The organism is Galbibacter sp. L-19 (genome assembly GCF_056857615.1).
In genome coordinates this window covers 1-26,451 of sequence record NZ_JBSXNL010000026.1, presented here as the reverse complement: position 1 = coordinate 26,451, position 26,451 = coordinate 1, and the positions used below count along the sequence as shown (strand labels likewise).

Here is a 26,451-nt window from a genome sequence, read left to right as displayed (position 1 = left end):
ATATTTTCTGCTATATTGTCAATTAATTAAAAAATAATTGACATGAGAGAAACTATACACTTAATTACTGAGAAAATTTTAAGTTTCATGCCCAGTATTCTGGGAGCCATAATCGTTTTATTTATTGGATGGTTAATTGCTCGTGGAGTAAAAGCTGTTGTTATAAAAATACTAAAGAAAACTTCTTTGGATGAAAAAATTCTGAGTAAAACTGACCTCGGCAATACCAACATTTTTTTAGGCAATATATTTTATTATGTTATCATGATTATTGTAATTATGGTGGTACTGGAACTACTAGGCGTAAGTCAAGTACTTACTCCGCTTGAAAATATGGTAGCCGAAATTTTAAGTTTTATTCCGAGTATTATTGCAGGATTCCTAATTGCTTTTGCCGGTTACTTATTAGCAAAATTCGTTTCAAACCTTATCAATTTAGGAGGATCATTTCTTGATAAATTGATAGATAAAACAGGATTTAAAGACACAGAAATGCTTGTTAATATTGTTCAAAAAGTAATCTTTATTTTAATTTTTGTACCCTTTTTAATTCAAGCTTTCCATGCATTAAATATTAAATCCATATCGGAACCTGCTAATAACATTTTATTAAAATTTACCAATTTAATCGGAGAAGTATTAGTAGCATCTGCCATTCTAGTTCTTTTTATTTGGGGAGGAAAATACCTTACCAACCTTATTGAAGATTTACTTAAAAGCTTAAAACTTGACAGCCTATCAGAAAAAATTCAGCTGCATAAAATCATAGGAGAAAAACAATCATTAGCAAAAATAGTATCTAATGTTTGTTACTTTTTTATTGTTTTCTTCGGAATTATTACTGCTGTAGAAATTTTACAATTAGACCATCTTACCTATATTTTAAATGAGATTCTAACCCTTACTGGACAAATTATTTTTGGCCTTTTAATTCTAGCCATTGGTAATTACATCTCGTTGCTTATTTATAATATGGTTTCAAAATCAAACAATAATAATTTTATTGCTGGAATTGTTAGAGCTGCATCTTTAGCATTATTCATTACCATTTCCTTAAGAGCCATGGGCATAGCTAACGAAATTGTAGAAATTGCCTTTACTTTTATTATTGGAGCATTGGCAGTAACAGTTGCTTTAAGTTATGGGCTTGGAGGAAGAGAAGCTGCAGGCGAACATTTTAAGGAAATTCTTCAAAAAATGAAATCTAAATCTCCTTCAAACAAAGAGGAATAACTACAAACTACTCCTATATTTTTTAGGGGTTTTCTTATAAAAACGCTTAAATGCCGCACTAAAATGTGTGGCATTTTTGTATCCAATTTTTTCAGCTATTTCATAAATTGGAAGTTGTGTTGCTATTAATAAATCGGAAGCTTTATTCATCTTCTCTTTTGTATAATACTCATTAATAGCGCACCCAAAAACTCTTTTAAATTCCTTTTTAAAAACATATTCATTAAGTGCTAAAACCCTCGACATCTCTTTAATAGAATAATTTTTATCGATATTTTCTTCCATCAATTGCTTAGCCGCATATAATTTCTTTAAAATCTTATCCTGACTCGTTCCAACTTTTGCTACAACACCATTTTTGTAGCGCTCTATTTGTATTGCTAATAACTCAATAACTTTAGACTCTAAATACAAACGCCTACTAATACCATTCATTTCGGTCTCTTGCATACTCATTAAAATAGACAATATATTATTGGCTATGGGCTGGATTATATTTGTATCTGTAAAAGAGTTAAAAACCGATATATCTGTAATTCCTCGCTTTTTTAAATACGTTATCGGAATTGTAATTCTAATTTCCCTAAAAGGCTTTCCTCCTGTTAAACGGACATAGCCTTTAAACTGCTCAATTCTAGAAGTATAGCATTCCTGACTTTCATTTAAAATATCAGTATTCCCTCGTAATGAAATAATTTTTTCTCCATCAATTAAATAAGACATTTGTAAAACATCCTCTTGATATTCATCATAAAAAACAAGATCTCTTTCAAGCTCTATATTGCTAGCATGTATAGAAACTCCATCTATTTTTGTATATAAAATAGACCCCTTTCCATATTTAGGATGTAATTTATATTCTGAATATTCATAATCAAATTCGTTTTCCGATAAAGAACTGAAAGCAATTATATCCTTAAAGCCCTTTTCTTCTTTTAAAAGATTGATTAATTCACAATTAATAAAATCACGTCTTTTTTTTTCCATATCGCGTCACTAATGCTGCGTTTGCTTTTCTAAATTTGCCTTCAACTTTATTTAGACCAAATATAAATAACTAATCTAAAAGATGAAACATCTATTTACCATTTTATTCATAGCACTCTCAATGCTTTCCTATGCACAAGAAGGAAACATTAAAGGAAAAGTTACCACAGAAAATGGCACTCCAATTTCTATGGCAAATATAATGCTCAAAAATACTAACAAAGGGACAGAAACCAACTACAATGGTGCTTTTAATTTAAAAGCTATAGCTGCAGGAAATTATATCCTAGTGGCAAAATACATTGGTTTTGTTAGTAAAGAAATTGAAGTAAACGTTCAAAACGACAACACTACACAGCTAGGAACAATTGTTCTTCAAGAATCTACAGAAGCCTTAGATGAAGTAGTTGTAAATGGAAACGGGCATGCAGATTTCCTAGTAAAACAACCATCTTCTTCCCTCCGTTTAAAGACAGAAGTTTTGGATTTACCTCAAAACATTCAAATAATTAGCAATCAACTAATCAAGAATCAAAACTTAATTAGTATGATGGAAAATGTTACTAGAAACGTGAGTGGAGCTCAAATGATAGAACATTGGGGAACTTTTGCACGTATTAATATGCGTGGATTTAAGCTTCCTGCTTTTAGAAATGGAATGAATGTAGAGTTGCCTTGGGGACCATTATCTGAAGATATGTCTATGGTGCAAAACATAGAATTTGTTAAAGGTCCTGCTGGATTTATGTTATCTGCTGGAGAGCCTGGAGGTTTTTACAATGTTGTTACTAAAAAACCTGTAAAAGAGAGCATTAACGAAATATCTTTTACTGCTGGAAGCTTTAATAGTTATAGAGGCACTTTTGATTCTGGTGGTTCTTTAACTACAGACGGAAAACTACAATACCGTTTGAATGGAATGTATGAGAATAACGAGTCTTTTAGAGAGTACGAAGAAAGTAGTCGATTAAGTATCGTGCCTTCTCTTAAATATGAAATTTCTGATAAAACATCTGTTACTACTGAATTTACTTACCAAGAGTCTGATCAAATAACTGGAGCAGCATACATATTTGCCCCAGTAGAAGATGGTTTTGGAAGTTTAGACCAAGATTTTACTTTTTTAGATGAAGATTTCCCACAATCTGAAATAGTAGAATTAAGCATTTTAGCAAATGTAACACATAACTTTAACGACAAATGGTCAATCCAAGGGCAATATATGTATATGGATTATACGGTAGAAGGATCTTCAGCTTGGCCTACTTCTGTTCCTGGAAATGGCGATTTCTACAGAGGTGTTTCTATTTGGGATGCCGTAAGTACTAACGAATTAGCCCAAGTTTATTTTAACGGAGAGTTTAATACAGGAAGTATTAAGCACAAAGTAATGGGAGGTTTTGATTATAGATATTTACAATATTGGGCCGATTGGGGACAAGGAGGTACTTTTGATGTAAATGGTCCTTTTAATATCTACAACCCTGTATATGGAAATGCAGTATATCCTGAATTTGATAGAACGCAATCTGTAAAAGAAAGAGGGAAAGGAAACTACCAAGGAAATAAATACAATGCGTTTTATTTACAAGATGAATTATGGATGTTTAAAGACCGTCTTCGTTTAACTCTAGCAGCACGCTATAACGATGCTTCTATTTTTGCTTACGGAAGTCAAAGTCAAGATGCTAAAATAACTCCTAGAATAGGTCTAAATTTCGAAATATTACCTGGATTTACAGCTTACGGTTTGTATGATGAGGCTTTCACTCCACAATACGGACAAAGCTATGACAATAAGAAATTCGATCCATTAGAATCCTCAGATATTGAAGGAGGATTGAAAAAAGAATGGTTTAATGGTAATCTTAACACAAGCTTTTCGGTATATCAAATTACTAAAAACAATTATTTAGTTCAAGATATAGAACATACAGATGAAAATGGAAACTACAGATTCTCAACACAAACAGGACAAGTGCAGTCTAAAGGTTTTGAATTTGATATGCAAGGACAGATTTCTCCTGCTATTAACGTAGTATTAAATTACGCAAATACTAATGTAGAGATTACAAAAGATACCGATCCTACAAATATAGGAACTCGCGTTGCAGGACACGCAAAACACATTACCAATGGATGGGTAAATTATACCTTCCAACCCGGAACTGCATTACAAGGATTTGGAGCTTCTCTTGGATACCAGTATCAAGTAGATCGTGCTACATGGGCATGGGCTGCCGATAATGAATCTGAATTACCTAACTATTTTAGAATGGATGGGGGCTTATTCTGGACTAATGATCATTTTAGAGTGAATTTGAATATTAATAATATTTTAGACGAATATCTATATTCTGGTTCCGCGTATGCAGATTACCTGTATTGGCAAAGTGAACCAGGCATAAACGGAAGAATAACTATTGCTTATAGGTTCTAAAAAATAATTCTAAAGCCATATTTTAAGAATCTATATCTAGCTACTACATCAGTATACCAATATCGGTTTTAAAAGATTATTAATATCATAATTAATAAAATCACGTCTTTTTTTATCCATATCGCGTCACTAATGATGTAGTAGCTTTTTTAAATTTGCGGTCTAGTTTATTTAGACCAAATACAAATAATAATTGAATACATGAAAAATATAGTTACTATACTATTCTTAACTATTACCTCTTTTGTTTTTGCTCAACAAGGGCAAATTAAAGGGCAAGTAATTTCCAACAGCGGGGAAGTTATTCCTGGCGCAAATATAATTTTAACAGGAACAAATATTGGAATTAACACAGATGAATCTGGTTATTTTGAAATTGAAAACGTTCCAGCAAAAAGATATAAAATAAAAGTATCCTATATTGGGTTTAGAACCACTTCAAAAGATATTCGTGTTTACAACAACCAAACTACCAATATAGGTACTATTGAAATTATTGAAAAGAGTGAAGAGCTTGGAGAAGTAGTTTTAGAAGGATATAAAAAGAATAAATTTTACAGATCAGAAAGCACTGTTGTCTCTAAACTTCCTCTAAAAGACATTGAAAACCCACAAGTATACAATACCGTTTCGAGCAAGTTATTAAACGAACAAGTTATTACAAATTTTGAAGATGCGTTAAAAAATGCACCTGGTATATACAAACTTTGGGAATCTACAGGTCGTGGTGGCGATGGTGGCGGTTATTACTCTTTAAGAGGTTTTGCGGTACAACCAACCATGATGAATGGATTACCTAGTTTAACCAACGGAACTATGGATCCTGCAAATATTGAAAATGTAGAAATTATAAAAGGCCCATCGGGTACTTTATATGGGAGTAGTTTAATTTCTTATGGTGGATTAATAAATGTAAACACAAAGCGTCCACATTTTGACGGATTTGGAGGAAGTATTTCTTATACTGGAGGAAGCTATGGATTAAACCGTGTTACTGCAGACATCAATACTTTATTAAATGAAGAAGAAACTGTAGCGCTTCGTATTAATACTGCCTATCATACCCAAAATAGTTTTCAGGATGCAGGCTTAAAAAAATCTATATATGTAGCTCCATCTCTAGCTTACAAAGCAAACGACCGATTGACTTTCAATATCAACACTGAATTTTACAGTGGAGAAAACACTAACCAAACTATGTTATTTCTAGATAGAGGTGCAGAATTAAGGGTGCATAATATTGATGAATTAGGCTATGATAATAACCGTTCTTACACCAGTAACGATTTAACAATTAAAAACCCTACGTTTAGTGTTCAAGGGGAAATGCGTTACAAATTGAGCGATAATTGGACTTCACAAACAGCTATATCGAGTTCGAGTGCAAAATCTGATGGATATTATTCCTATTTATATGAAATAACAAATACCGTAGATCAAGTTTCTCCAATTAACGATGGGATTATCCTTTCTCGTTATACAAGCAAACAAAATTCAGAAAAAACAGGAGTAGATATCCAACAAAACTTTATTGGAGAATTCAATTTAGGAAACTTGAAAAACAAAATGGTTGCAGGATTGGATTATTACAATCAACGTATTATTAACAATAGTACAGGGTATGCAAACCAAGGATTTGTTTATATAGGTACTAATAATGACGAGTTTGCTGCTGTTGCTCCTGCTCTTCACCAACAATTTGGAACTCCAATGAATGATGGTTTTGTTGACGATACAGGTATTTTAACACAAGCTGGTGCAGATGCTAGTATTGCTACATTAGGAAATCCAAGCGCTCAATACAGCGAGACGAAACAAGAAATATACAGTGCATATGTTTCTGATGTTATTTACTTTCTGCCTCAGTTATCTGCAATGGCTAGTTTAAGACTTGATCATTTCTCTAATGATGCACACGAACAAACTGCGCTGTCTCCTAAATTCGGATTAATTTACCAACCAATCTTAGACAAGGTTTCAATTTTTGCTAATTACATGAATGGATTTAGCAATGTTGCTCCAAGAATTGTTCAAGATGGAGAAACAACTACAACACTAAGTTTTGATCCTGAAAAAGCAAATCAATTTGAAGTTGGAACAAAACTAAGTCTATTTGAAAACAAGCTTGCCGCCACTTTAAGTTACTATGATATAAAAGTAAGTAACATTGTTTTAAGCACAAGTCCTACCACCTACTCTCAGGGAGGAGAACAGTACAGTAAAGGTTTTGAAACAAGTATTACTGCCAACCCTATTGAAGGATTAAATATCATTGCTGGTTATAGCTATAACGACAGTAAAGTTACCGAAGGTGCGGAAGATTTTGTTAATAAACGACCAGAACAAGCAGGACCTCAAAATTTGGCTAACTTATGGGCTAGCTACCATTTTTACAATGGTTCTTTAAAAGGTTTTGGTGCAGGTTTTGGAGGAAACTATGCTAGTGATAATATGATTTTTAACAGAAACTTAGCCGGTACATTTACAGTTCCTGAACATACAGTTTTAAATGCGTCTATATTTTACGAAGTAAAAGACTTTAGCATTACTCTTAAATTAAACAATATTGCAAACGAAGAATATTACACTGGTTGGTCTACTGTGAGTCCGCAAATGCCAAGATCATTCTCTGCAAACTTTACTTATAACTTTTAATTAAATATACCATGAAAAAAATAATAGCAATCGCAATTTTCTTACTTGCAACTACCAATACTTTTGCACATTACCTTTGGATTGAAACAAATACCAATGGAGAATTAGGAAAAGAACAAGAAGTAAAAGTACACTTTGGTGAATATACGTATGGCGTTATTGAAAAAGTTGAAGGAGACGCCTTTTCAAATGTAAATAAATTTACTGTTTGGTTAGTTTCTCCATCTGGAGTAAAAACTCCTTTGGAAACTTCAGCTAAAGAAACTTTTTACTTAACCGCTTTTACTCCTACAGAAGAAGGAACTTACACCATCCTTTTAAATAACAATGAAGTTGACGTAATTGATTATACGCAGTACGACTTCGGAATTTTTAAAACTCATTATCATTCTGTAGCTAATGTAAACGTAGGAAACAACAGCAACGACACTGCAGCGCAAAATGAAGAAGGAATTACCGTAAAAAGAATAGCTTCTAATGATGAAGAAGTAAAACTTCAGGTGCTTTATAAAAATAAGCCTTTGGCAAAAAATGAAGTAACCGTTTTTGTTTCAGACCAATGGTCTAAAACTTTACATAGTGATGAAGAAGGATATATTTCTTTCAAACAACCATGGGATACAAAATACATTTTAGAAACTACCTACAAAGAAGAAGTTCCTGGCTCTTATAATGGAGAGGATTACCAATTTGTATGGCATTGTGCTACCTATTGTATTCCAGAATAACCATATTTGACTTAGCAAAAACAACTCTGAATTACCCTCAGAGTTGTCTTTGTTTACACCAAAAAACAAACCATAAATAATAAACCAATGACTACTTTAACTATTTTATTTATTTTTTTAGGGTTTTACACACTATATAGCAGTTCTAAAAGAGCAGCTTTAAATAATTCCAAAATTGACCTTTGGATACAACAGCGCTATAAACCTCTAAAGTTAACAGGTGTATTTTTGCTATTAATAGGGTTAGGATTATCTATTCTAACGGAAGGGTTTGCAACTGGTACATTTTTATGGTTTATTGTTTTAATGACACTTGGTAGCTTAGTTATTTTATTAACTCCATTAAAACTTATGACCTACAAAACTCTTTTAGTGGTTTTTGTTTGCACTTTGGTAATAGAAAATTTTATTATTTAAACTTATGCCAGCTAATAAAAAATATTTAACGAGCTCTCCATGGCAACGTTTGGCTAAAATATCTGCAGGTTTTATTGGCGGCTATATGGTTACCATTACTTTTCATTTAGCATTAGCAGTCTGGTTAAACCACGTCAATGTAATGATCTCTTCAACTTTCACAGGGTTCATCCTTTGGGCTACCTTAATGATAGTAGCTTTTCTAGCTAAAAATGGCTTGAAAATATGGGCACTATACCTCTTATTGAGCGGAGTATTTTATGCAATCCTGTATTTAGGAAAAATATATAACCCTATTATTCAACCATAAAATGAACAAGCGTTCCTATAATATATTTTTTCATTTACATACTATTAGTGGTATTATTATTAGTGCCGCTCTGTTTGTTATTTTCTTTACTGGTTCATTTTCTTTTTTTAGAGATGAAATTGCCAACTGGCAAAAAAATGAAGAAGTTACTCCTATAGAAACTGGAATTACCTTAAATATTGATAAGGTTATAGATTCCATAGAAAAAAATTACACGCTCTACGGAAGAGATCTCGAAATAGGAAAGCATTATAACGAACGTAGGCTAGATATTAATATGTCGGCTTCCAAAGATTCCTTAGCTACAGAAAATGCAAAAACGGGAGCTTTCTTTTATCTAGACACCAAAACATTTAATACTTATAATTATATAGAATCTTATACCTTAGGGGAGTTTTTATATCGTTTGCACTTTTTTGCTCAGATCCCCTACCCTTTTGGATATTACCTTTCTGGATTTATTGCTTTCTTTTTTCTATTTGCAATTATAACAGGCGTCCTTATTCATTGGGATAAAATTGTTTCCAATTTTTACATCTTCAGACCAAAAACAAAACTTAAAACAATTTGGACAGATGCACACACTGCATTAGGATTAATTGGGCTTCCTTTTCAATTTGTATATGCAGTTACTGGAGCCTTTTTTATGCTGAGTTTACTCATGGCGGCACCTAGTGTTATGCTTCTTTATGATGGAAATCAACAAAAATTATATGAAGACCTAGAATATTTTGACAAACCTGTTCCTCTTGCTTATAAAGAATTAGAAACAGTTCCTTCCGTAGAAAAATACATAGAACAAACAAGGCAAAAATGGAACAATTTCAATATTTCTCATGTTCATATTTATAACTTTGGAGATGCAGACATGAGAATTGCTGTTGAAGGAGAGTTAGACAGGAATAAGAAATTTACTGGAAACGGCAAAATAATATACCAAGCAACTAATGGAGAGGTTCTTGCAGAGAAAAATCCGTTTACAGATACTTCTTATTTGGATGGGGTGAAAAACATAATGTATCGTTTGCATTATGGAGATTATGGTGGTTTTTCTATTAGGATTATTAGTTTTATTTTGGGGCTTATTTCTTGTTTTGTAATTATCTCTGGAGTACTAATTTGGCTAGTTGCTAGAGATAAAAAAAATGTTCCAGAGAAAAAGCGAAAATTCAATACTGCCTTAGTAAATATTTATTTGGCTATCAGTATGGCTATGTATCCAATTACAGCATTAACATTTATTGCAGTAAAAGCTTTTGGTCCTGTTGATCAAGCTTTTATTTATCAGTTCTATTTTATTGGATGGCTTATAATTTCTCTAAGTTTTATTTTTAGAAAGAGTCTTTATTTTACTAATAAATACGCCTTACTTTCTGGAAGTATTATAGGTTTTTTCGTACCCATAACAAATGGAATTGTAACAGGGAACTGGTTTTGGTTAGCATATAATAACGGACAATTTCAGTCTTTCTTTATTGATGTTTTTTGGTTAATTCTTGCAATAATTACGCTATTAGTAACATTTAAGATTAAGAAAAAAGAAACATCACATTAAAAATAATGGAACTCTAAAAGTAAGTTTCAAAAAAACTGAATGCATTTTTTGAAGATAATTTCATATCTTCATGTAAGAAAAGTAATAACTATTCATCATTTTAAATTTAGTATTTTAGAAAAAATAAATCTAAATTAGCATAAAAATTATTCGTTATGAACAAAAAATTTATCGTTCCAATTTTAGCGCTTGTATTAGTATATGCTTGTGGAACTACTACAGACATTACAGCTTCTTGGGCAAATAAAGAAGCTTTTGCTACTAAACAATATAAAAGTGTTTTTATAGCAGCTATTACAGGAAACGTTCCTAATAAAACAATTATTGAAAATGAATTAGGATTTCAAATGACCCAAAGAGGAATTACAGCCACTAAAAGTCATGATGTATTTCCTGGAACTTTTACAAAAGATAACAAACCTTCAAAAGAAGTTTTATTAGATGGAATTAAAGCATCTAAAAGTGAAGCTATTTTAACGGTAACACTACGTCATGAAGAAGATGAAACTAGATATGTTCAAGGTTCTACTAATGCGTATGGTTTATACAACCCAATGGGATATGGTTACTACGGAAACTTCTACGGGTACTATAACTATGCATATGGTTTTGGATACGACCCAGGATATTATACAACAGATAAAGTTTACTACATTGAAACAAATATTTATGATGCGCAAAGCCAAGAGTTAATCTGGTCTGCACAATCAAAAACATACAATCCTAATAACATTGAAGATTTTACAAAAGGGTACACCGATGCTATTGTAGGAAGATTACAAAAAGATGGAATCCTTGCTAAGTTGAAATAACTTTTTTAAAAAACAATACAATATAAAAACGGTTATGGTAATTAATTACCATAACCGTTTTTTACATTTAAAAATATCTGCTATATTTATAGTACCGTAGAAAAAAAGAATCTTTTCTCGGTAAAATTCTTTCCCCCTCCCTATCCATAAAAGGTAAATTAATTTAATTTTTATTGAAAATATGCATACAACTAACCATATGCTTATAAAATTTTTAATCGCTTTTTCTGTTTTTATAAGTTTTCAAATCAGTTACGCTCAAACGTCAGACACCCTTGCGCTAGACAATGGGGATATTATTGTTGGAGAAATTAAAGAAATGAAAAATGGAGTGCTTTCTATAGAAACAGATTATAGCGACAGCGATTTTACAATTAAATGGATTAAGGTTAAAAAAATAAGTAGTAGCCAATATTATTTAGTAACACTTAACAATGGTGTAAGACTTAATACAGATCTTCATACAAAAGCAAAAGATACTGGGGTTGTAGATCTAACAAGTATCAACGAAAAAGTAACTGTAAATATTAGTGATATTGTTTATATAAAAGCAATAAAAACCAGTTTTTTCTCAAGACTTAGCGCTTCTCTTTCGGTTGGTTACAACTTTACAAAAAGCAATAATTTGAGTCAGTTTACAGTTCGAAGTACCCTCGGTTATATTGCCGATACATGGGGAGCTAATGCAAGCTATAATTCTGTGGTAAGTAAACAAGATAGTGTTCCAGAAACTAATCGTACCGATGCAAATATTGGTGCCAAATATTTCCTGAAAAATGATTGGTTTTTGTCATTATCTGGTGATTTCTTATCAAACGACGAACAAAAATTGGACTTACGAACCACTATTAAAGGGGGTGCTGGTAAATATTTTATTCATTCCAATAGAGTATATTTTGGAGCTGGAACTGGTTTAGCATGGAACAACGAACGTTTTTCGGACGAATTTAATACGGAAAGAAATAGTTTAGAGGCCTATTTAGGGTTAGAATTAAACATGTTTGATTTTGATGATATTAGCTTGTATACTAATCTAGTTGCCTACCCTAGTTTAACCGAATCTGGAAGGTTAAGAACCGATTTTACTTTAGATCTTAAATATGATTTACCTTATGAATTTTTTATAAAACTAGGATTTACTCACAACTTTGATAGCAAACCTATTGAAAGTGCTGCCAAAGTGGATTATATTTTTCAAACCACTTTTGGTTGGGAATTATAAAAGTTAGCGTTTAAGTTATAACACTCCGTAAACCATGAAAAAATTACATTTTTTAAAAGCCTTAAAAAAGAGTTATTTTATCTTTTTTGTATTTACAATGATTGCAGTTGGTGTAAATGCTCAAGAAACAGAAAATGGAAATCAGTCTGAAGAAGAGTTAGAATTTAATGCAGAGGAAGCTTTTGAAGAGTCTGAAGAATTTAAAAGAAATAAACTGGCTTTATTTTTAGGGTATAGTTGGATTCCTCAAGGAGAAGATGAAGACACCGGAGAAAAAGAAACAATCTTTGTTCCATCAATTGGTTTTTCTTACGAGTACTGGTTTACAGAAAAATGGGGTATTGGAACCTACAACGATATTGAAATTGTAAAATATAAAGTAGAGAAAGATGATGAAAACGCAGAGTTAGAAAGAGAGAATGCATTATCATTAGCGGTTGGAGCTGTGTACGAAATACTCCCTAAATGGACTGCCATAGCTGGTGGTGGTCTTGATATCGATAAAAACGAAACTTTACCAATTCTACATCTAGCTACAGAATATGTTATTCTTGAAAAAGACTCCAAAGAACTCTCTATTAGTTTCTCATACAATAACAAAAAATATTATGATACCTTTTCGATAGGATTAGTATACGGAAAGAAGTTTTAACTATAAAAATCAACTACCTTTAGGCAAGCCTACGAGGTATTCAAAGGAAAATAATTTAATCTATTTCGACGTAGAGCCCTTCGTAAACTCTGGATAGGCTTTGAAGAATAAAACCCTCAATGAGGGATTAACACTAAAAACAAGTACTCATGCTTAGATCTCTTACAAAAAACTGGTGGGCGTTGGCTATAAAAGGACTAATTCTAGTTATTTTTGCTATTCTTATTTTTATGAACCCTGTTATTTCTGCAACAGGACTTGCCATTTGGTTTGCTATCTTAATGATTGCCGATGGAATCTTTACCATCCTTGCTGCTTTTGCTAGTTGGAAGGAACGAGAAGATAAATGGCTTATTCTTTTAGAAGGAGCTATTAGCCTATTTCTTGGTATTATTTTATTAAACATGCCGGGGCTTACCCTTTTAATTGTAGGGTTTACTGTAGCTTTTTGGTTCATTTTTGGAGGAATTAGCAGAATAGCTATGGGAATTCAAGTCCGTAAAGAAATTGAAGGTGAAGGATGGATTATCCTTGGAGGAACACTCTCTGTAATTTTTGGACTTATTATTGCTTCTTCCCCACTTTTAGGAATAAGTTATATTATGTGGATTATTGCCTTTGCTGCTCTTTTAATAGGAATTGTAATGATTATTATTGCTTTTAAATTAAGAAAAGGAAGTAAATGGCTTAAAGACAAAGTGGAAGATTTTAAAGAAGAAATAGACGAGACCAAACAAAAATTAAGAGATTAAGCCTACAAATACATTAGTATACATCTTAATAAAACCAAACTACAATCAACTACCTCTAGGCAAGCCTATGAGGTATTAAAAGGAAAATAGTTTAATATATTTTTGACTTAAAATTGGTTTATAATTATTGTTGTCCGATAAATGCGGGCAGCGTTTATTGCATTCCACCTATATCAAGGGTTAATAAAGGTTTTTAAAATAACCCCCTTGCTATTAAGAAAAATGAATAAAAGGAGGAGTTTACTAATGTTATTTATTTAAACTACTCATTTTATAATAGTTAAGATTTAGTCTTTGTTCTTTTCTCTTACAGCGAAGCGGTCTTGTATTTTTAATCGAACATTAATGATTTATAATAAAATGTAGGTTTTTATACCATATTTAGGTACATATAAAAAAGCGCATAACCATAAAACTGTTATGCGCTCTTAAACAACCTAACCAATTATAAAAATCTATATATGGAGGATGTTAATCTTCTTTTTCATAGCGATTCATCCCATATTTTTCTCTCACTAAGATAACAAACGTTTAACAATAAACACTAATCGTTAAACAAAATATTTTGTTAAAATTAGTATCGCGCTCCAAGGAAGAACAAATTAAATCGCTGTCATCTTGTCACTGTTAATCAATTGGTATTTTTTTTGACTATTAAGAATTAGAAATTAATTCATAAAAAAATACTTTACCTATGACAACTGGAAATATCAATGTGTCTGTTGAAAATATTTTTCCGCTGATAAAAAAGTTTTTATACAGCGACCATGAAATCTTTTTAAGAGAGCTTATCTCCAATGCTACCGATGCAACTCTTAAATTAAAGCACCTTACTAATATAGGAGAAGCGCCTGGCGTAGAATATGGAAATCCTATCATTGAAGTAAAGATAGATAAAGAGGCTAAAAAACTTCATATTATTGATCAAGGATTAGGAATGACAGCCGAAGAAGTACAAAAATACATCAATGAAGTAGCCTTTTCTGGAGCTGAAGAATTTTTAGATAAATATAAAGATTCTGCTAAAGACAGCGGAATTATTGGTCATTTTGGACTCGGTTTCTATTCTGCATTTATGGTTGCAGATACCGTTGAAATTATTACTAAATCATACAAAGATGAGCCTGCTGCTCATTGGAGTTGTGATGGTTCTCCGAAATATTCTTTAGAAGAAACTGACAAAAAAGTACGTGGTACAGAGATCATTCTTCATATAAACGAAGATTCATTAGAATTTTTAGAAGAAGGAAAAATTAATGAACTCCTTACCAAATACAATAAATTCATGCCTGTTCCAATTAAATTTGGAACCCGTGAAGAAACAAATACTGTAGGAGAAGGAGACGATGCTAAGGAGGAAAAAACTACGGTAGATAATATCGTTAACAATCCGGATCCAGCTTGGACAAAACAACCTGCAGATCTTTCTCCAGAAGAATATAAAAACTTCTACCGTGAGTTGTATCCAATGCAATTTGAGGAGCCTTTATTCCATATTCATTTAAATGTAGATTATCCGTTTAACCTTACGGGAATTTTATATTTCCCTAAGCTTTCTAACGATATGACGATGCAGAAAGATAAAATTCAACTGTATCAAAACCAAGTATTCGTAACAGATAATGTAGAAGGAATTGTTCCTGAATTTTTAACCATGCTTAAAGGAGTTATTGACTCTCCAGATATTCCATTAAACGTTTCGCGTTCGTATTTACAAGCCGACGGAAATGTTAAGAAAATATCTAGCTATATTACTCGTAAAGTAGCCGATAAATTGAAATCTCTTTTCAATGAAAATCGTGAAGATTTCGAGAAAAAATGGAACGATATTAAGATAGTTATCGAATACGGAATGCTTTCTGAAGATAAATTCTTTGAAAAAGCAGATAAATTTGCGCTTTACCCAACGGTAGACAACACTTATTTTACGTTTGAAGAACTTCAAGAGAAAATAAAAGAAAACCAGACAGATAAAGATGGAAAGTTAGTAATTCTTTATGCTAGCAATAAAGACGCACAGCACACCTACATTAACGAAGCAAAAGAGCGTGGGTATGAAGTGTTATTATTAGACTCTCCAATTGTTTCACATTTAATTCAGAAATTAGAAACTTCAAAAGAAAATATCTCTTTTACTCGTGTAGATTCAGATTCTTTAGATAATTTAATCAAAAAAGACGAAGAGAAAATTTCTAAACTTTCAGATGAAGAAAAGGAATCTCTAAAAACTGTTTTAGATGAAGTTGTTCCGAAAGAAAAATTTACGGTACAACTGGAAGCCTTAGATAGCAAAGCTTCTCCATTTACTATTACGCAACCAGAATTTATGCGTAGAATGAAAGAAATGAGTGCTACTGGAGGTGGCGGAATGTTTGGAATGGGCAATATGCCAGAAATGTACAACTTGGTGGTAAATACAAACCATGAACTTGTTAACGACATTTTGAATACCAAAACAAAAGCAAAACAAGAACGCTTAATTAAGCAATCTTTAGACTTAGCAAGACTTTCTCAAGGATTGCTTAAAGGAGAAGAGCTTACCAATTTTGTAAAACGTAGCTACGAAATGATAAAATAAGCATCTAGAATTATACAGAAAAAGGCTTCTTAAATTAATTTTTTAGAAGCCTTTTTTTTATACCTTTTTTATAATCAACTACCTAAAGGCAAGCCCAAAAGGTATTTAATTAAAAGAAACAAATCTAACTTATTTACACGCAGAGCACCTCTATAAACTCAGGACAGGGCTGGAGAGTTAGACCCCTAGGAGGGATTAAATTTTTTCTACTTCTACTCCCTCCTCTTCTTCTACAAGTACAGAAGCTTTAATTTTATTAAACTCTTCTACGCTAGCCAAATCTTCTTCTTCTCCAGAAAAATAAGGAAATACATCCATTATAGGCGACTCAGAAATAGCTGGAATTGTATAATCTCCCATTGTATTTTTCATGGCAGTTACTGTGTTATCGTAAGCTTCTTTTACATCATTTGCCTGTACTAGCAAATAAATATTTGTTTTACGCTCTTTCCCACTCTCTTCATCATAAGCAACCAAAGCTACCTTCGACTTAAACCAACGGTCGGAATTTTCAAAAGGGTGAATTTCGGCATAATTAGCTACTTTTATATTTGTTATTTTAAACTCATCACTAATATAAGCCGACATCTCTTCATTTATTCTCGACTCTGCTTCTGTGTAAGAAACGGCATCTATCAAATAAGGTTCGGTAACCATTTTTTGAACTCCTGTGTCGTTTGTTTTTCTGTACTTTACTTTGCATTCGTACCAAGTTGCACTCATAATATATCTTTTTTTTCGAAGTCAAATATAGCCGTTACCATAAAATAGAATTAGCAATTCTTACAATAGATATCCACAATTTAAAGGCAATTTCTTCAAGGTATTGATTTAAAGAATATTGAAGATTTTTTTTAATGAATCAACTACCTCGAGGCAAGCCTACGAGGTATTCAAAGGAAAAATATTTTAATCCATTTCGACGTAGAATGTCGGGGAATAAAACCCTCAATGAGGGATTCAAAATAATAACCATTGAAATAACATTACTATTTATTTAATATTATTTATTTTACAACTCTCAAAGAAGAATTTTATAAATAGGAAACATGAAAATAGTATCGACTTCTGCCAAAGGTAATTTCAATTTAATAGTTCAAAACAATACTATTACCGAATTAAAATATAGCAACTGGTTTTCGGAAAATGCTACAGCTACACTACATAGTCATACTATTACATTAAAGCCTAAAAATATATGGACTAGTAGAATTAATATTTTTAAAAATGAAGAGGCTATTGGGGATATCACCTTTAATTTAAAAGGTTACATTATTATAAAACTTACAAACAATGAGGAGGAAATTAATTACATATTGAAAAATAATTCTTTGTGGAAATTAAAATTTGAAGTTTTTAATGCAAGTAACGAACTACAATTTTCTTTAAAGTCTGAGAATAAATGGACTAAATTAAACTACGATTACGAAATTGAAGAGATAAACTTTGATCAACAAACAAATTTTGAAGAACTTGCCCTTTATTGTGGTTATGCTGCAAATCTGTATCTTGCAATCATTAGCGCAGTATAAACTTATAACTAAAGATGTCTTCAGGTACTGATAAAAAATCTAAACTTCACCCCAGAAATAAGAATAGAAATCTATACAATTTAGAGTCGTTAATACAATGCAAACCTTCTTTAGCAAACTATATAAAACCTAATAAAGCTGGTAATCCAAGTATTGACTTTTCTAATCCTGAGGCTGTAAAAATCCTCAACAAAGCCTTACTCCACTATTATTATGGAGTTGAATACTGGGAATTTCCAGATGCTAATTTATGCCCGCCAATTCCTGGGAGAGTTGATTACCTGCATTATATTGCCGATTTACTAAGAGTTAATAATTCAGGAGAAATTCCGAAAAATAATATTACTTGTCTAGATATTGGGATGGGAGCCAGTTGCATCTACCCTATTTTAGGAGTTACCGAATATGACTGGAATTTTATTGGGAGTGATATTGCGGAGAAATCTATTGCCAACGCAAAAAATATTATAGCTTCAAACCCTCAATTAAAAGGGAAAATTGAATGCAGATTACAAAATAACCCAACGCAAATCTTTAAAGGGATAATAGCTACAAATGAAAAAATAGATGTTACCATTAGTAATCCACCTTTTCATGCATCTAAAGAAGACGCTTTAAAAGGAACCCGACGAAAAATTAAAAATCTCTCAGGAAAAAAAGAGAAAAATCCTGACCTAAATTTTGCTGGAATTAGTAACGAACTTATCTATAAAGGGGGAGAATTTGCCTTTATCGGCAACATGATAAAAGAAAGTATGATGTTTCAAAACAACTGTCTTTGGTTTACTACTTTAGTTTCCAAAGAATCCAATTTAAAAGGAATTTACAAGCTTTTAGACAAAGCAAAAGTAGCAGAATTTAAAACTATTAAAATGGGTACAGGCAACAAAATAAGTCGCATAGTAGCATGGACATTCCTCTCCACAGAAGCTCAAAATCAATGGCGTGTTTCGAGAAAGTAGGCAGTTTTTTCTTTAAAAGGTTCAAAGGTGCAGAGAGGCAAAGTTGTGATTGTGCTAATTTGAAGATTTGAAAATGTGAGAAAAAAAGTCGGGAGTCTGAAGACAGAATGCAGTGTTCAATGTTCAAGGCGTACATTTTCAATCAAAGAGTCAGGAATCAAGAGTCAAGAATGCAAAAACCTATTCTATACTCTTTATTCTTGTTTCCTTCCAACTTCCAACTCCCGACTTCGGACTTCTGACTTTTTCAATCTTTCAATCCTTCAATATTTAAATCTTTAAATCTTAACCTTCCAACTCCTTCCCTGTTTTTTTTACGTAACATCGTAACTTCATAACAACATAACTTTTTTACTTTACAAACTTTCAACTTTCAACTTCCAAAACTTCCGACTCAAATATGTAAATTTGAAAATGAGTAAAATTGAAATTCGTACTGTAGATGTACTTCAATACATAAAGCCCTTACGAGAGGGTGGATCGCTTCCTGCTATTGTAAAAGCAGATGATGATTTCCTGTATGTACTAAAATTTAGAGGCGCAGGGCAGGGAAAAAAGGCCCTCATTGCCGAATTGCTAGGTGGAGAAATAGCACGTGCTATTGGCTTAAAAGTCCCTGAACTAGTTTTTATGAATCTTGATGATTCGTTTAGTAAAACCGAACCCGATGAAGAGATTCAAGACTTACTAAAATTTAGTGTTGGTTTAAATTTGGGACTTCACTTTTTATCTACCGCTATTACTTACGATCCTCTCGTTCCTATTTCTGATGAAATGACAGTTTCTAAAATAGTGCTTTTGGACAGTATTATTAGCAATATAGATCGTACTCATAAAAACACCAATCTATTAAATTGGAATAAAGAATTGTGGCTTATAGACCATGGTGCCAGTTTTTATTTTCATCATAATTGGCAACAATGGGAAAATCATCTTACCAGAACTTTCCCACTTATAAAAGACCACGTACTTTTGGAGCGTGCTACTATGCTTGAAGTAGCATCCGAAGAAATAAAAAAACTATTAACCGAAGAAAAAATTAAAGAAATTGTATCTCTAATTCCTGAAGACTGGTTGTTAAGCGAGTCTGATACATTAACTCCAAACGAAATGAGAGTAGCTTATATTAAATTTATAACTACTAAACTTTCCAAAATTGATTCATTAGTAAAAGAGGCGAACGATGCAAGATAGAGTAAAATATGAATATGCAATTATTAGAGTTGTTCCAAAAGTAGAACGGGAAGAATTCTTTAATGTTGGGGTCATACTTTTTTCGAAAAGTAAAAAATACCTACAAGTAAAATACCATATTGACACGAATAAATTAAAGGCTTTTTCTGAAGAATTGGATGTCAATTTCCTTGAAGATTATCTAAAATCGTGGGAACTTATTTGTCAAGGGGCTCCTGCTGGGGGTGCTATTGGAAAGTTAGAAATATCCGATAGATTCCGTTGGCTTGTTGCTTCTAGAAGTACTATTATTCAAAGCTCCAAACCACATCCAGGACTATGTAACGCCAACCCTCAAGAAGTTTTACAAGATATTTTTGAGAAGTATGTGTTGTAGGCATGAAGGCAGTAGGCTTTAGGCTTTAGGCTTTAGGCTTTAGGCTTTAGGCTTTAGGCTTTAGGCTTTAGGCTTTAGGCAAAAAAATAAAATTACTTTTTAAATGAAAACTATGCGAAATAGAATTATTACCTCCCTATTTATAATTTTACTTATAGCTTGTTCTAAAAACCAATCAGTAGAAAAAAGCAATAACAAATGGTCTAAAACTAAAAGGCTTAAACATATAAACAATACTAAAGACTCTATGACTTGGGATATGGAAATGCTTGAAAATGACAAGCAATTGATTGAAATTGGAGATTTCGGCCCATTTGAATTAGGAGCTTATCCAGTTCCAAAGTACAGCTTATTAGGAGAGGAAAGCTTTAAAGGATTGGGTAATAAATCGGGAGTGTTTAAATTAAAAGACAAAACACTCTTAATGAACAGTTTTTTTATTGGGCAAAATGAACTGAATAAAAACAGATTAAACAACAAAAAAGATGAAATATTTTTTCAAATAATTGTTTTAACCGACACAATCAACAACAACAACCAGAGCCTTGTTTTATCAAGAAATCATCCTGATTATCTAGGACAGGGATTTTTCAAAACAAAAAATAACAGAATTGACTATTTGGCATTTAAAACAGCAGATAATACAGCATATGCAATTATAAACACAAAACTTTTTGATTTGAATTTTGGAAAAACAGTACTAGTTACTCCTCAAAAAGACAAAACACTAAGATTTTTACAACTAGCATCTCCAGAATTAATTTCTGATTCAATCACAAAATATACAAATGACTTAATAAAAGAGAATGCAATATCTCGATTTCTATTAAAAAGTAATAACATCTAAGAAAGCAATTACAATGAAAAAAACATATTGCGTTCTAGTTCGTTTCGAAATACAGAAAGATGATTTTCAATGTCTAATTTCACTAATTAAGATTTTTTTTGCAACAGAGGTAAGTCCTTCCCCTGGTTTTATATCTTCTCAAATTATTACCAATGAAGATAAAAGCACTGTAATTAATTATGCTACTTGGGAATCAAAAGAAGAATTTGAAAAATTTGCTCAAGAAATTGTTTCTAAATCTAAAATTTCAAAAAAAATAGAAGTTTTCAAACCAGTTCGAGAGACATTTTATGAGTACGAATTTTTACCAAAAAGAAAATGATATTTTTTGACATTTCATTTAGTTGAACTAATAAACATAGTATCTAATAAATTATATAAATGTTAGGAGTTCTATCTTTTCTAGACAAGTTGAATCTTATAGTATGTTTAATACAACTAATCAGTAATTTAGACATTTCATACAAAACTGTATATTTTGAATAGAACAATTGTCCAGATAGCGTAAAAGTTGAAAACAACTTTTTAAATTCAGATTTTCAGTTTATTCCTACAAATGAATTTGCTAATCCAGGTGCAAAAATTAGAGAATTCAATACTACACTCCTACTTTCCATTTCTAATGAATCTACATTTAATTATACAATTTGTCTGAGTGCTACTTACGACTCTCACATTGTGGTTTTTAATTTTGCAATAGATAGAGAATGGCATTATAAAAAAAATAATTTGTAAATTTGATGCCTTAATTAAAAACAATATGTGAAAAATAATTTCTTTCAAACTATTTAAAGAAAACAAGCTGCAATACGGTTTGTTTCATTATTTAATCTTTAAAGAAAGAAATTATGTTGACTATACAACAACTTTCATATACACATCCCAACAAAGATTTGCTGTTTTCAGAAATTAATCTCACAGTAAATGCCCAAGAAAAGATAGCTTTAATCGGTAACAACGGAACAGGAAAATCAACATTACTAAAAATAGTTGCTGGAGAATTACAATATGCAGAAGGACATTTACAAATAGAATCCGAGCCTTATTATATTCCTCAGATTTTTGGACAATACAATCATTTAACAATTGCTGAAGCATTACGGATTCATAAAAAATTAAATGCTTTTCGAGAAATTTTAAATGGAAATACTTCTGAAGAAAATTTCAACATATTGAATGATGATTGGACAATTGAAGACCGCTACAAAGAAGCATTAAAATATTGGAATATCAGTGATTTAAACATATCATCACCTATAAAATCTTTAAGTGGCGGACAAAAAACAAAAGTTTTTCTCGCAGGTATTCTAATCCATCAACCAAAATTTATTTTACTCGATGAGCCCAGCAATCATTTAGATGCTACAGGGAGGCAACTTTTATATAATTTTATTCAGTCTACAAAAAGTACTTTGGTTATTGTTAGCCATGACAGAAAATTATTAAACCTTTTAAATAAAGTTGCCGAATTAAGTAAGAATGCTATTAAAGTATATGGTGGAAACTATGAATTTTATACAGCGCAAAAACAGATAGAAAACAATGCTTTAAGTAATAATATTCAGAGTAAAGAAAAAGCATTAAAAAAAGCCAAAGAAAAGGAAAGAGAAACATTGGAGCGTCAACAAAAGTTAGACAGGCGAGGAAAAGGCAAACAGGAGAAATCTGGGGTTTCCCGAATTATGATGAATACTTTGCGAAACAATGCTGAAAATAGTACCTCAAAAATGAAAGGAATTCATGCTGAAAAAGTTGATGGTATTTCTAAAGAATTGCAAAACTTTCGTTCAACATTATCCGATATTGATAAAATGAAATTTGGCTTTGAAGATTCATCTTTACACAAAGGAAAAATTTTGTTTACAGCAACTAATATCAATTTTAAATACAATACAAATAAGCTTTGGGAGAAAGATCTCAATTTCCAAATAATTAGTGGTGAACGCATTGCTCTGAAAGGAAAAAACGGCTCAGGAAAAACAACGCTAATCAAATTGATTTTAGGAACGCTAGAAACTCAATTAGGAAACATCAAAAGAGCAGAAAATAGTTCGGTTTATATAGATCAAGATTATTCTTTGCTTGATAATAAATTGAACGTCTTCGAGCAATCTCAACAATTCAATTCGTCTACTTTACAAGAACACGAGATAAAAATAAGACTCAACCGATTTTTATTTACTAAAAACGAATGGGACAAACCTATTAGCGCTTTAAGTGGCGGAGAAAGAATGCGATTAATGATTTGTTGTTTGACAATTAGCAATCGATCACCCGATATAATTATCCTTGATGAGCCTACGAATAACCTTGATCTTCAAAATATAGAAATTCTAACAGCTGCAATTAATGAGTATCAAGGTACATTGATTATTGTCTCGCACGATGAAACACTTTTAGAACAAATAAATATAAATCGGATAATTAAACTTTGAAAAGGAATAATTTAAATAAATTGACCGTCAAATCTAAAAGCTAATTAAGAATTTATAATAACTAGTATAAAACCTTTTTCTTCATTAATTTTGAAAAGGAATGATTAAGTAAACTACCTCGGGGCAAGCACTTCGGTAAACTCAGGACAGACTTTGGAACATTCAAATTTCGATTATCGAGTAAAGCAATAGGTAACTAAAGTTCAGTATTTTTCAACCCTATCACCATTATAAAAAAATGAAATTACTTTATATTCTATCAGCGTTCATCCTCTTTCTTTCTTGTACAGATAAGAAGAAATCTTCTAATACAAATAATAATTCTGCTGAACGTGAGGTTATAATTCCAGAATTTCAAACTATTATCGATTCGGCTGCTATTAAAGGTTCCATTGTAATCTACGATCTTAAGGAGGACAAATATTATTCTAATGATTTTAAATGGGCAAAAAAAGGAAAATTACCAGCTTCTACCTTCAAAATCCCCAATTCAATCATAGCAATAGAAACGGGTGTTGTTGAAAATGATAGTACTCTTTTTGAATGGAACGGAGAAGAAAGATTTCTTAAAAGCTGGGAGCAAGATTTAATTTTCAAAGAGGCCTTTCATTATTCATGCGTACCTTGCTATCAAGAAGTAGCGAGAGAAATTGGGGCTAAAAGAATGTCCGAGTATCTAAAGAAATTTGAATATGGAGCTATAAAAGTTGATGCTACAAACATTGATTCTTTCTGGCTAGAAGGAGAATCGCGAATTAATCAGTTTGAACAAATAGACTTTTTAAAAAGGTTTTATCAATCTAAACTCCCTATTTCTAAGCGGACAGAGTCGATTATAAAACAAATGATAGTTATGGAGACTAACAACCACTATAAAATTAGTGGTAAAACAGGCTGGTCTATTAGTAATGGAAACAATAATGGTTGGTTTGTTGGATATGTGGAAGTTCAAAACAACAGCTATTTTTTTGCAACAAATGTAGCGCCTAAACAACAGTTTAATATGGATCTGTTTCCAAGCATTAGAAAAGAGGTAACTTATACAGCATTAAAACAAATGAAAATAATAAAGTAAACTATAAACGGGAGTATTTCTTACAGATAAATGTGGGAAAAGCTTAGAAAAAAATAAAAGTTTATAGTACATTATTTCCCTATTCGTTCAAAAATCCCGATATTTAGTATTCAATTAACTACCTCGGGACAAATCCGCGAGGGATTTAAAAATCAATCAATTTGAAAATTAAAAGTCTACTAGTTCTAGCCATATTATTTTTTTCAATCTCATGTTCTTCTGATGATAATATCAATAAAAATAAGGAAGTTGATTTATCTCAATTTGATGATTATGAACTTGCCTTCAATGTTGAATCTACGGGCGCCGATTTACCCTATGAATTTGAAGCTACTTTTATTACAACAGATGAGAAAGACCAGCTACAGGAAAAAGTATTAACTTATTCTGGTATAAATTGTTGTGATGAAACCATTACTGTTGATTCGAGAATGGTAAAAGAATACAAAGTAGTAGGAATAAAAATTACTCCTATTTCCGATAATATAAGTTTAATTAGCACAAAACTCACAAAAATATCTGGTCAAGATACAGTAGTAGATAAATTGGAAAAGGTTAATAATTCAGTAGGAAACACCTTATCTCTTACGTTTGATTTTACCACCAACACTTGGGTCGCAAATGAAGAATAATTATAGCAAACACCTCTCCTATTCTAAAAAATAATCTGAAATAAGAAATTACCTACTAAATGGGTATCTTTGAAGAAATAAGGTTAAAGTCTTGTAATTAATAGTACATAAACAATCTATTAAAGCGTTTAAATTTTCTTAAAAAGATATCAAAAACTCCATTAATTGTTTAAATATTAAATGATGAAAAAAACAAACAAGTATTCTTTAAAACTAACTCAGCTTCAAACAACCAATGATGATAAAAAACAGGATAAATCCTTGGAAATAGAATTTGAAAATCATGACGAAATCTTTCATATTATAGAGCTTATAAAAGAGAAAAATCTATTTGAAAACGAGAATCAATCTATAGAATTTGCTATCGGTCTAAAACTCTTTACAGAAGTAATGCTTAAAAATAGAAAGAATGAACTTTTTTCTGAGCTCTCCCCAGAAATTCAAAAGTTCATGAAGAAATTAAAAAGTAGTTAGGTAGTAGGCAGTTTTTTTTATCGTAACATCGTAACATCGTAACTTCATAACAGCGTAATTTTTTAACTCAAAGATTCAAAGGTGCAGAGAGACAAAGTTGTAAATGTGAAAAAAAAGTCTGAAGTCGGAAGTCTGAAGACAGAAGACAGATGCAGTGTTCAATGTTCAATGTTCAATGTTCAATAAGCAGTTTTTTTCTTTGTAACAGCGTAACTCCATAACAGCGTAATTTTTTAACTCAAAGATTCAAAGGTTCAGAGAGGCAAAGTTGTAAATGTGCTAATTTGATGATTTGGAAATGTGAGAAAAAAGTCTAAAGCCTGAAGACAGAAGTCGGGAGTGTTCAGTTGGCAGTTACAGTGTGCAGTTTTTTTCATCGTAACATCGTAACTTCATAACAGCGTAACTTTTTACTTCGGGCTTCGGACTTCCAACTTCTCTCTTTTCAATCAAGAGTCAAGAATCAAGAGTCAAGAATGCAAAAATCTATTCTATGCTCTTTATTCTTGCTTCCTTCCAACTCCCGACTTCGGACTTCGGTTTTCTGACTTTTTCAATCTTTCAATCCTACAATCTTTCAATC

General features: G+C 31.6%; 24 protein-coding genes. 22 read left to right on the top strand and 2 right to left on the bottom strand.

Annotated features, from left to right (window positions below; translation table 11 throughout):
- The first annotated feature begins 42 nt into the window (after positions 1 to 42).
- Complete coding sequence (locus tag AC13CQ_RS01700; protein ID WP_008612487.1) at positions 43 to 1,233, top strand: mechanosensitive ion channel; 1,191 nt, start codon at positions 43 to 45, stop codon at positions 1,231 to 1,233.
- Here AC13CQ_RS01700 and AC13CQ_RS01695 read toward each other — a convergent pair whose 3' ends face one another.
- A complete protein-coding gene (locus tag AC13CQ_RS01695) occupies positions 1,234 to 2,220 on the bottom strand; it encodes a helix-turn-helix transcriptional regulator (RefSeq protein ID WP_008612486.1) in 987 nt (328 codons plus the stop codon).
- Between the two features lie 82 nt (positions 2,221 to 2,302).
- Between AC13CQ_RS01695 and AC13CQ_RS01690 the strand changes: the two genes are divergently transcribed.
- The 11 genes from AC13CQ_RS01690 to htpG all read left to right on the top strand — a co-directional run bounded on the left by AC13CQ_RS01690 (position 2,303) and on the right by htpG (position 16,341).
- A complete protein-coding gene (locus tag AC13CQ_RS01690) occupies positions 2,303 to 4,660 on the top strand; it encodes a TonB-dependent siderophore receptor (protein ID WP_335588674.1) in 2,358 nt (785 codons plus the stop codon).
- A gap of 201 nt (positions 4,661 to 4,861) precedes the next feature.
- Positions 4,862 to 7,315 (top strand): TonB-dependent siderophore receptor, encoded by a 2,454-nt coding sequence (locus AC13CQ_RS01685; RefSeq protein ID WP_474507164.1) that lies wholly within the window; start codon positions 4,862 to 4,864, stop codon positions 7,313 to 7,315.
- Positions 7,316 to 7,326: 11 nt separating this feature from the next.
- Positions 7,327 to 8,043 carry a DUF4198 domain-containing protein gene (locus AC13CQ_RS01680; protein ID WP_008612483.1) on the top strand — a complete coding sequence of 239 codons (717 nt, stop codon included), beginning with the start codon at positions 7,327 to 7,329 and terminating at the stop codon, positions 8,041 to 8,043.
- 87 nt (positions 8,044 to 8,130) lie between these two features.
- Positions 8,131 to 8,460, top strand: coding sequence for a DUF3325 family protein (locus tag AC13CQ_RS01675; RefSeq protein WP_474507163.1), 330 nt, complete (start codon positions 8,131 to 8,133; stop codon positions 8,458 to 8,460).
- A 4-nt stretch (positions 8,461 to 8,464) separates the two neighbouring features.
- Complete coding sequence (locus AC13CQ_RS01670; RefSeq protein WP_335588676.1) at positions 8,465 to 8,770, top strand: hypothetical protein; 306 nt, start codon at positions 8,465 to 8,467, stop codon at positions 8,768 to 8,770.
- A 1-nt stretch (position 8,771) separates the two neighbouring features.
- Positions 8,772 to 10,325, top strand: a complete 1,554-nt coding sequence (locus tag AC13CQ_RS01665) for a PepSY-associated TM helix domain-containing protein (RefSeq protein ID WP_474507162.1) — start codon at positions 8,772 to 8,774, stop codon at positions 10,323 to 10,325.
- A 155-nt stretch (positions 10,326 to 10,480) separates the two neighbouring features.
- A complete protein-coding gene (locus tag AC13CQ_RS01660; protein WP_008612479.1) occupies positions 10,481 to 11,137 on the top strand; it encodes a hypothetical protein in 657 nt (218 codons plus the stop codon).
- A gap of 181 nt (positions 11,138 to 11,318) precedes the next feature.
- Positions 11,319 to 12,359, top strand: coding sequence for a DUF481 domain-containing protein (locus tag AC13CQ_RS01655; protein ID WP_474507161.1), 1,041 nt, complete (start codon positions 11,319 to 11,321; stop codon positions 12,357 to 12,359).
- A 34-nt stretch (positions 12,360 to 12,393) separates the two neighbouring features.
- Positions 12,394 to 13,011, top strand: coding sequence for a hypothetical protein (locus AC13CQ_RS01650; protein ID WP_474507160.1), 618 nt, complete (start codon positions 12,394 to 12,396; stop codon positions 13,009 to 13,011).
- A gap of 149 nt (positions 13,012 to 13,160) precedes the next feature.
- Complete coding sequence (locus AC13CQ_RS01645) at positions 13,161 to 13,763, top strand: HdeD family acid-resistance protein (RefSeq protein ID WP_335588679.1); 603 nt, start codon at positions 13,161 to 13,163, stop codon at positions 13,761 to 13,763.
- 694 nt (positions 13,764 to 14,457) lie between these two features.
- Entirely contained in the window at positions 14,458 to 16,341 is a 1,884-nt protein-coding gene (gene htpG / locus AC13CQ_RS01640; protein WP_337901197.1) for a molecular chaperone HtpG, read from the top strand.
- A gap of 195 nt (positions 16,342 to 16,536) precedes the next feature.
- Here the strand turns inward: htpG and AC13CQ_RS01635 are convergent, their stop codons facing one another.
- Positions 16,537 to 17,064: a DUF4494 domain-containing protein gene (locus AC13CQ_RS01635; protein WP_474507159.1), complete on the bottom strand. Its 528-nt coding sequence runs from the start codon at positions 17,062 to 17,064 to the stop codon at positions 16,537 to 16,539.
- A gap of 326 nt (positions 17,065 to 17,390) precedes the next feature.
- Between AC13CQ_RS01635 and AC13CQ_RS01630 the strand changes: the two genes are divergently transcribed.
- The 10 genes from AC13CQ_RS01630 to AC13CQ_RS01585 all read left to right on the top strand — a co-directional run bounded on the left by AC13CQ_RS01630 (position 17,391) and on the right by AC13CQ_RS01585 (position 25,868).
- On the top strand, positions 17,391 to 17,873 hold the full coding sequence (locus AC13CQ_RS01630; protein WP_008612473.1) for a hypothetical protein: 483 nt from the start codon (positions 17,391 to 17,393) through the stop codon (positions 17,871 to 17,873).
- 14 nt (positions 17,874 to 17,887) lie between these two features.
- A complete protein-coding gene (gene rlmF, locus AC13CQ_RS01625) occupies positions 17,888 to 18,835 on the top strand; it encodes a 23S rRNA (adenine(1618)-N(6))-methyltransferase RlmF (protein ID WP_474507158.1) in 948 nt (315 codons plus the stop codon).
- A gap of 414 nt (positions 18,836 to 19,249) precedes the next feature.
- The gene (locus tag AC13CQ_RS01620) at positions 19,250 to 20,029 is read left to right on the top strand and encodes a HipA family kinase (protein ID WP_335588683.1); all 780 of its coding nucleotides are present in this window, start codon (positions 19,250 to 19,252) and stop codon (positions 20,027 to 20,029) included.
- The gene (locus AC13CQ_RS01615; protein ID WP_008612467.1) at positions 20,019 to 20,405 is read left to right on the top strand and encodes a DUF3037 domain-containing protein; all 387 of its coding nucleotides are present in this window, start codon (positions 20,019 to 20,021) and stop codon (positions 20,403 to 20,405) included. The genes AC13CQ_RS01620 and AC13CQ_RS01615 overlap by 11 nt, the downstream gene beginning before the upstream one ends.
- A gap of 112 nt (positions 20,406 to 20,517) precedes the next feature.
- A complete protein-coding gene (locus tag AC13CQ_RS01610) occupies positions 20,518 to 21,252 on the top strand; it encodes a hypothetical protein (RefSeq protein WP_157136664.1) in 735 nt (244 codons plus the stop codon).
- Positions 21,253 to 21,265: 13 nt separating this feature from the next.
- Positions 21,266 to 21,574, top strand: coding sequence for an antibiotic biosynthesis monooxygenase (locus tag AC13CQ_RS01605; protein WP_474507572.1), 309 nt, complete (start codon positions 21,266 to 21,268; stop codon positions 21,572 to 21,574).
- A gap of 526 nt (positions 21,575 to 22,100) precedes the next feature.
- The gene (gene abc-f, locus AC13CQ_RS01600; RefSeq protein WP_008612464.1) at positions 22,101 to 23,687 is read left to right on the top strand and encodes a ribosomal protection-like ABC-F family protein; all 1,587 of its coding nucleotides are present in this window, start codon (positions 22,101 to 22,103) and stop codon (positions 23,685 to 23,687) included.
- A gap of 238 nt (positions 23,688 to 23,925) precedes the next feature.
- Positions 23,926 to 24,762 (top strand): class D beta-lactamase, encoded by an 837-nt coding sequence (blaOXA, locus tag AC13CQ_RS01595; RefSeq protein WP_474507571.1) that lies wholly within the window; start codon positions 23,926 to 23,928, stop codon positions 24,760 to 24,762.
- Positions 24,763 to 24,923: 161 nt separating this feature from the next.
- Positions 24,924 to 25,394 (top strand): hypothetical protein, encoded by a 471-nt coding sequence (locus tag AC13CQ_RS01590; protein WP_474507570.1) that lies wholly within the window; start codon positions 24,924 to 24,926, stop codon positions 25,392 to 25,394.
- A 183-nt stretch (positions 25,395 to 25,577) separates the two neighbouring features.
- The gene (locus AC13CQ_RS01585; RefSeq protein WP_474507569.1) at positions 25,578 to 25,868 is read left to right on the top strand and encodes a DUF3861 domain-containing protein; all 291 of its coding nucleotides are present in this window, start codon (positions 25,578 to 25,580) and stop codon (positions 25,866 to 25,868) included.
- Positions 25,869 to 26,451 lie beyond the last annotated feature (583 nt).

Bases quoted from the DNA above. Each gene is read 5' to 3' on its own strand.
- AC13CQ_RS01700 (WP_008612487.1), top strand. From the start codon at position 43: ATGAGAGAAACTATACACTTAATTACTGAGAAAATTTTAAGTTTCATG.
- AC13CQ_RS01695 (WP_008612486.1), bottom strand. From the start codon at position 2,220: ATGGAAAAAAAAAGACGTGATTTTATTAATTGTGAATTAATCAATCTT.
- AC13CQ_RS01690 (WP_335588674.1), top strand. From the start codon at position 2,303: ATGAAACATCTATTTACCATTTTATTCATAGCACTCTCAATGCTTTCC.
- AC13CQ_RS01685 (WP_474507164.1), top strand. From the start codon at position 4,862: ATGAAAAATATAGTTACTATACTATTCTTAACTATTACCTCTTTTGTT.
- AC13CQ_RS01680 (WP_008612483.1), top strand. From the start codon at position 7,327: ATGAAAAAAATAATAGCAATCGCAATTTTCTTACTTGCAACTACCAAT.
- AC13CQ_RS01675 (WP_474507163.1), top strand. From the start codon at position 8,131: ATGACTACTTTAACTATTTTATTTATTTTTTTAGGGTTTTACACACTA.
- AC13CQ_RS01670 (WP_335588676.1), top strand. From the start codon at position 8,465: ATGCCAGCTAATAAAAAATATTTAACGAGCTCTCCATGGCAACGTTTG.
- AC13CQ_RS01665 (WP_474507162.1), top strand. From the start codon at position 8,772: ATGAACAAGCGTTCCTATAATATATTTTTTCATTTACATACTATTAGT.
- AC13CQ_RS01660 (WP_008612479.1), top strand. From the start codon at position 10,481: ATGAACAAAAAATTTATCGTTCCAATTTTAGCGCTTGTATTAGTATAT.
- AC13CQ_RS01655 (WP_474507161.1), top strand. From the start codon at position 11,319: ATGCATACAACTAACCATATGCTTATAAAATTTTTAATCGCTTTTTCT.
- AC13CQ_RS01650 (WP_474507160.1), top strand. From the start codon at position 12,394: ATGAAAAAATTACATTTTTTAAAAGCCTTAAAAAAGAGTTATTTTATC.
- AC13CQ_RS01645 (WP_335588679.1), top strand. From the start codon at position 13,161: ATGCTTAGATCTCTTACAAAAAACTGGTGGGCGTTGGCTATAAAAGGA.
- htpG (WP_337901197.1), top strand. From the start codon at position 14,458: ATGACAACTGGAAATATCAATGTGTCTGTTGAAAATATTTTTCCGCTG.
- AC13CQ_RS01635 (WP_474507159.1), bottom strand. From the start codon at position 17,064: ATGAGTGCAACTTGGTACGAATGCAAAGTAAAGTACAGAAAAACAAAC.
- AC13CQ_RS01630 (WP_008612473.1), top strand. From the start codon at position 17,391: ATGAAAATAGTATCGACTTCTGCCAAAGGTAATTTCAATTTAATAGTT.
- rlmF (WP_474507158.1), top strand. From the start codon at position 17,888: ATGTCTTCAGGTACTGATAAAAAATCTAAACTTCACCCCAGAAATAAG.
- AC13CQ_RS01620 (WP_335588683.1), top strand. From the start codon at position 19,250: ATGAGTAAAATTGAAATTCGTACTGTAGATGTACTTCAATACATAAAG.
- AC13CQ_RS01615 (WP_008612467.1), top strand. From the start codon at position 20,019: ATGCAAGATAGAGTAAAATATGAATATGCAATTATTAGAGTTGTTCCA.
- AC13CQ_RS01610 (WP_157136664.1), top strand. From the start codon at position 20,518: ATGCGAAATAGAATTATTACCTCCCTATTTATAATTTTACTTATAGCT.
- AC13CQ_RS01605 (WP_474507572.1), top strand. From the start codon at position 21,266: ATGAAAAAAACATATTGCGTTCTAGTTCGTTTCGAAATACAGAAAGAT.
- abc-f (WP_008612464.1), top strand. From the start codon at position 22,101: ATGTTGACTATACAACAACTTTCATATACACATCCCAACAAAGATTTG.
- blaOXA (WP_474507571.1), top strand. From the start codon at position 23,926: ATGAAATTACTTTATATTCTATCAGCGTTCATCCTCTTTCTTTCTTGT.
- AC13CQ_RS01585 (WP_474507569.1), top strand. From the start codon at position 25,578: ATGAAAAAAACAAACAAGTATTCTTTAAAACTAACTCAGCTTCAAACA.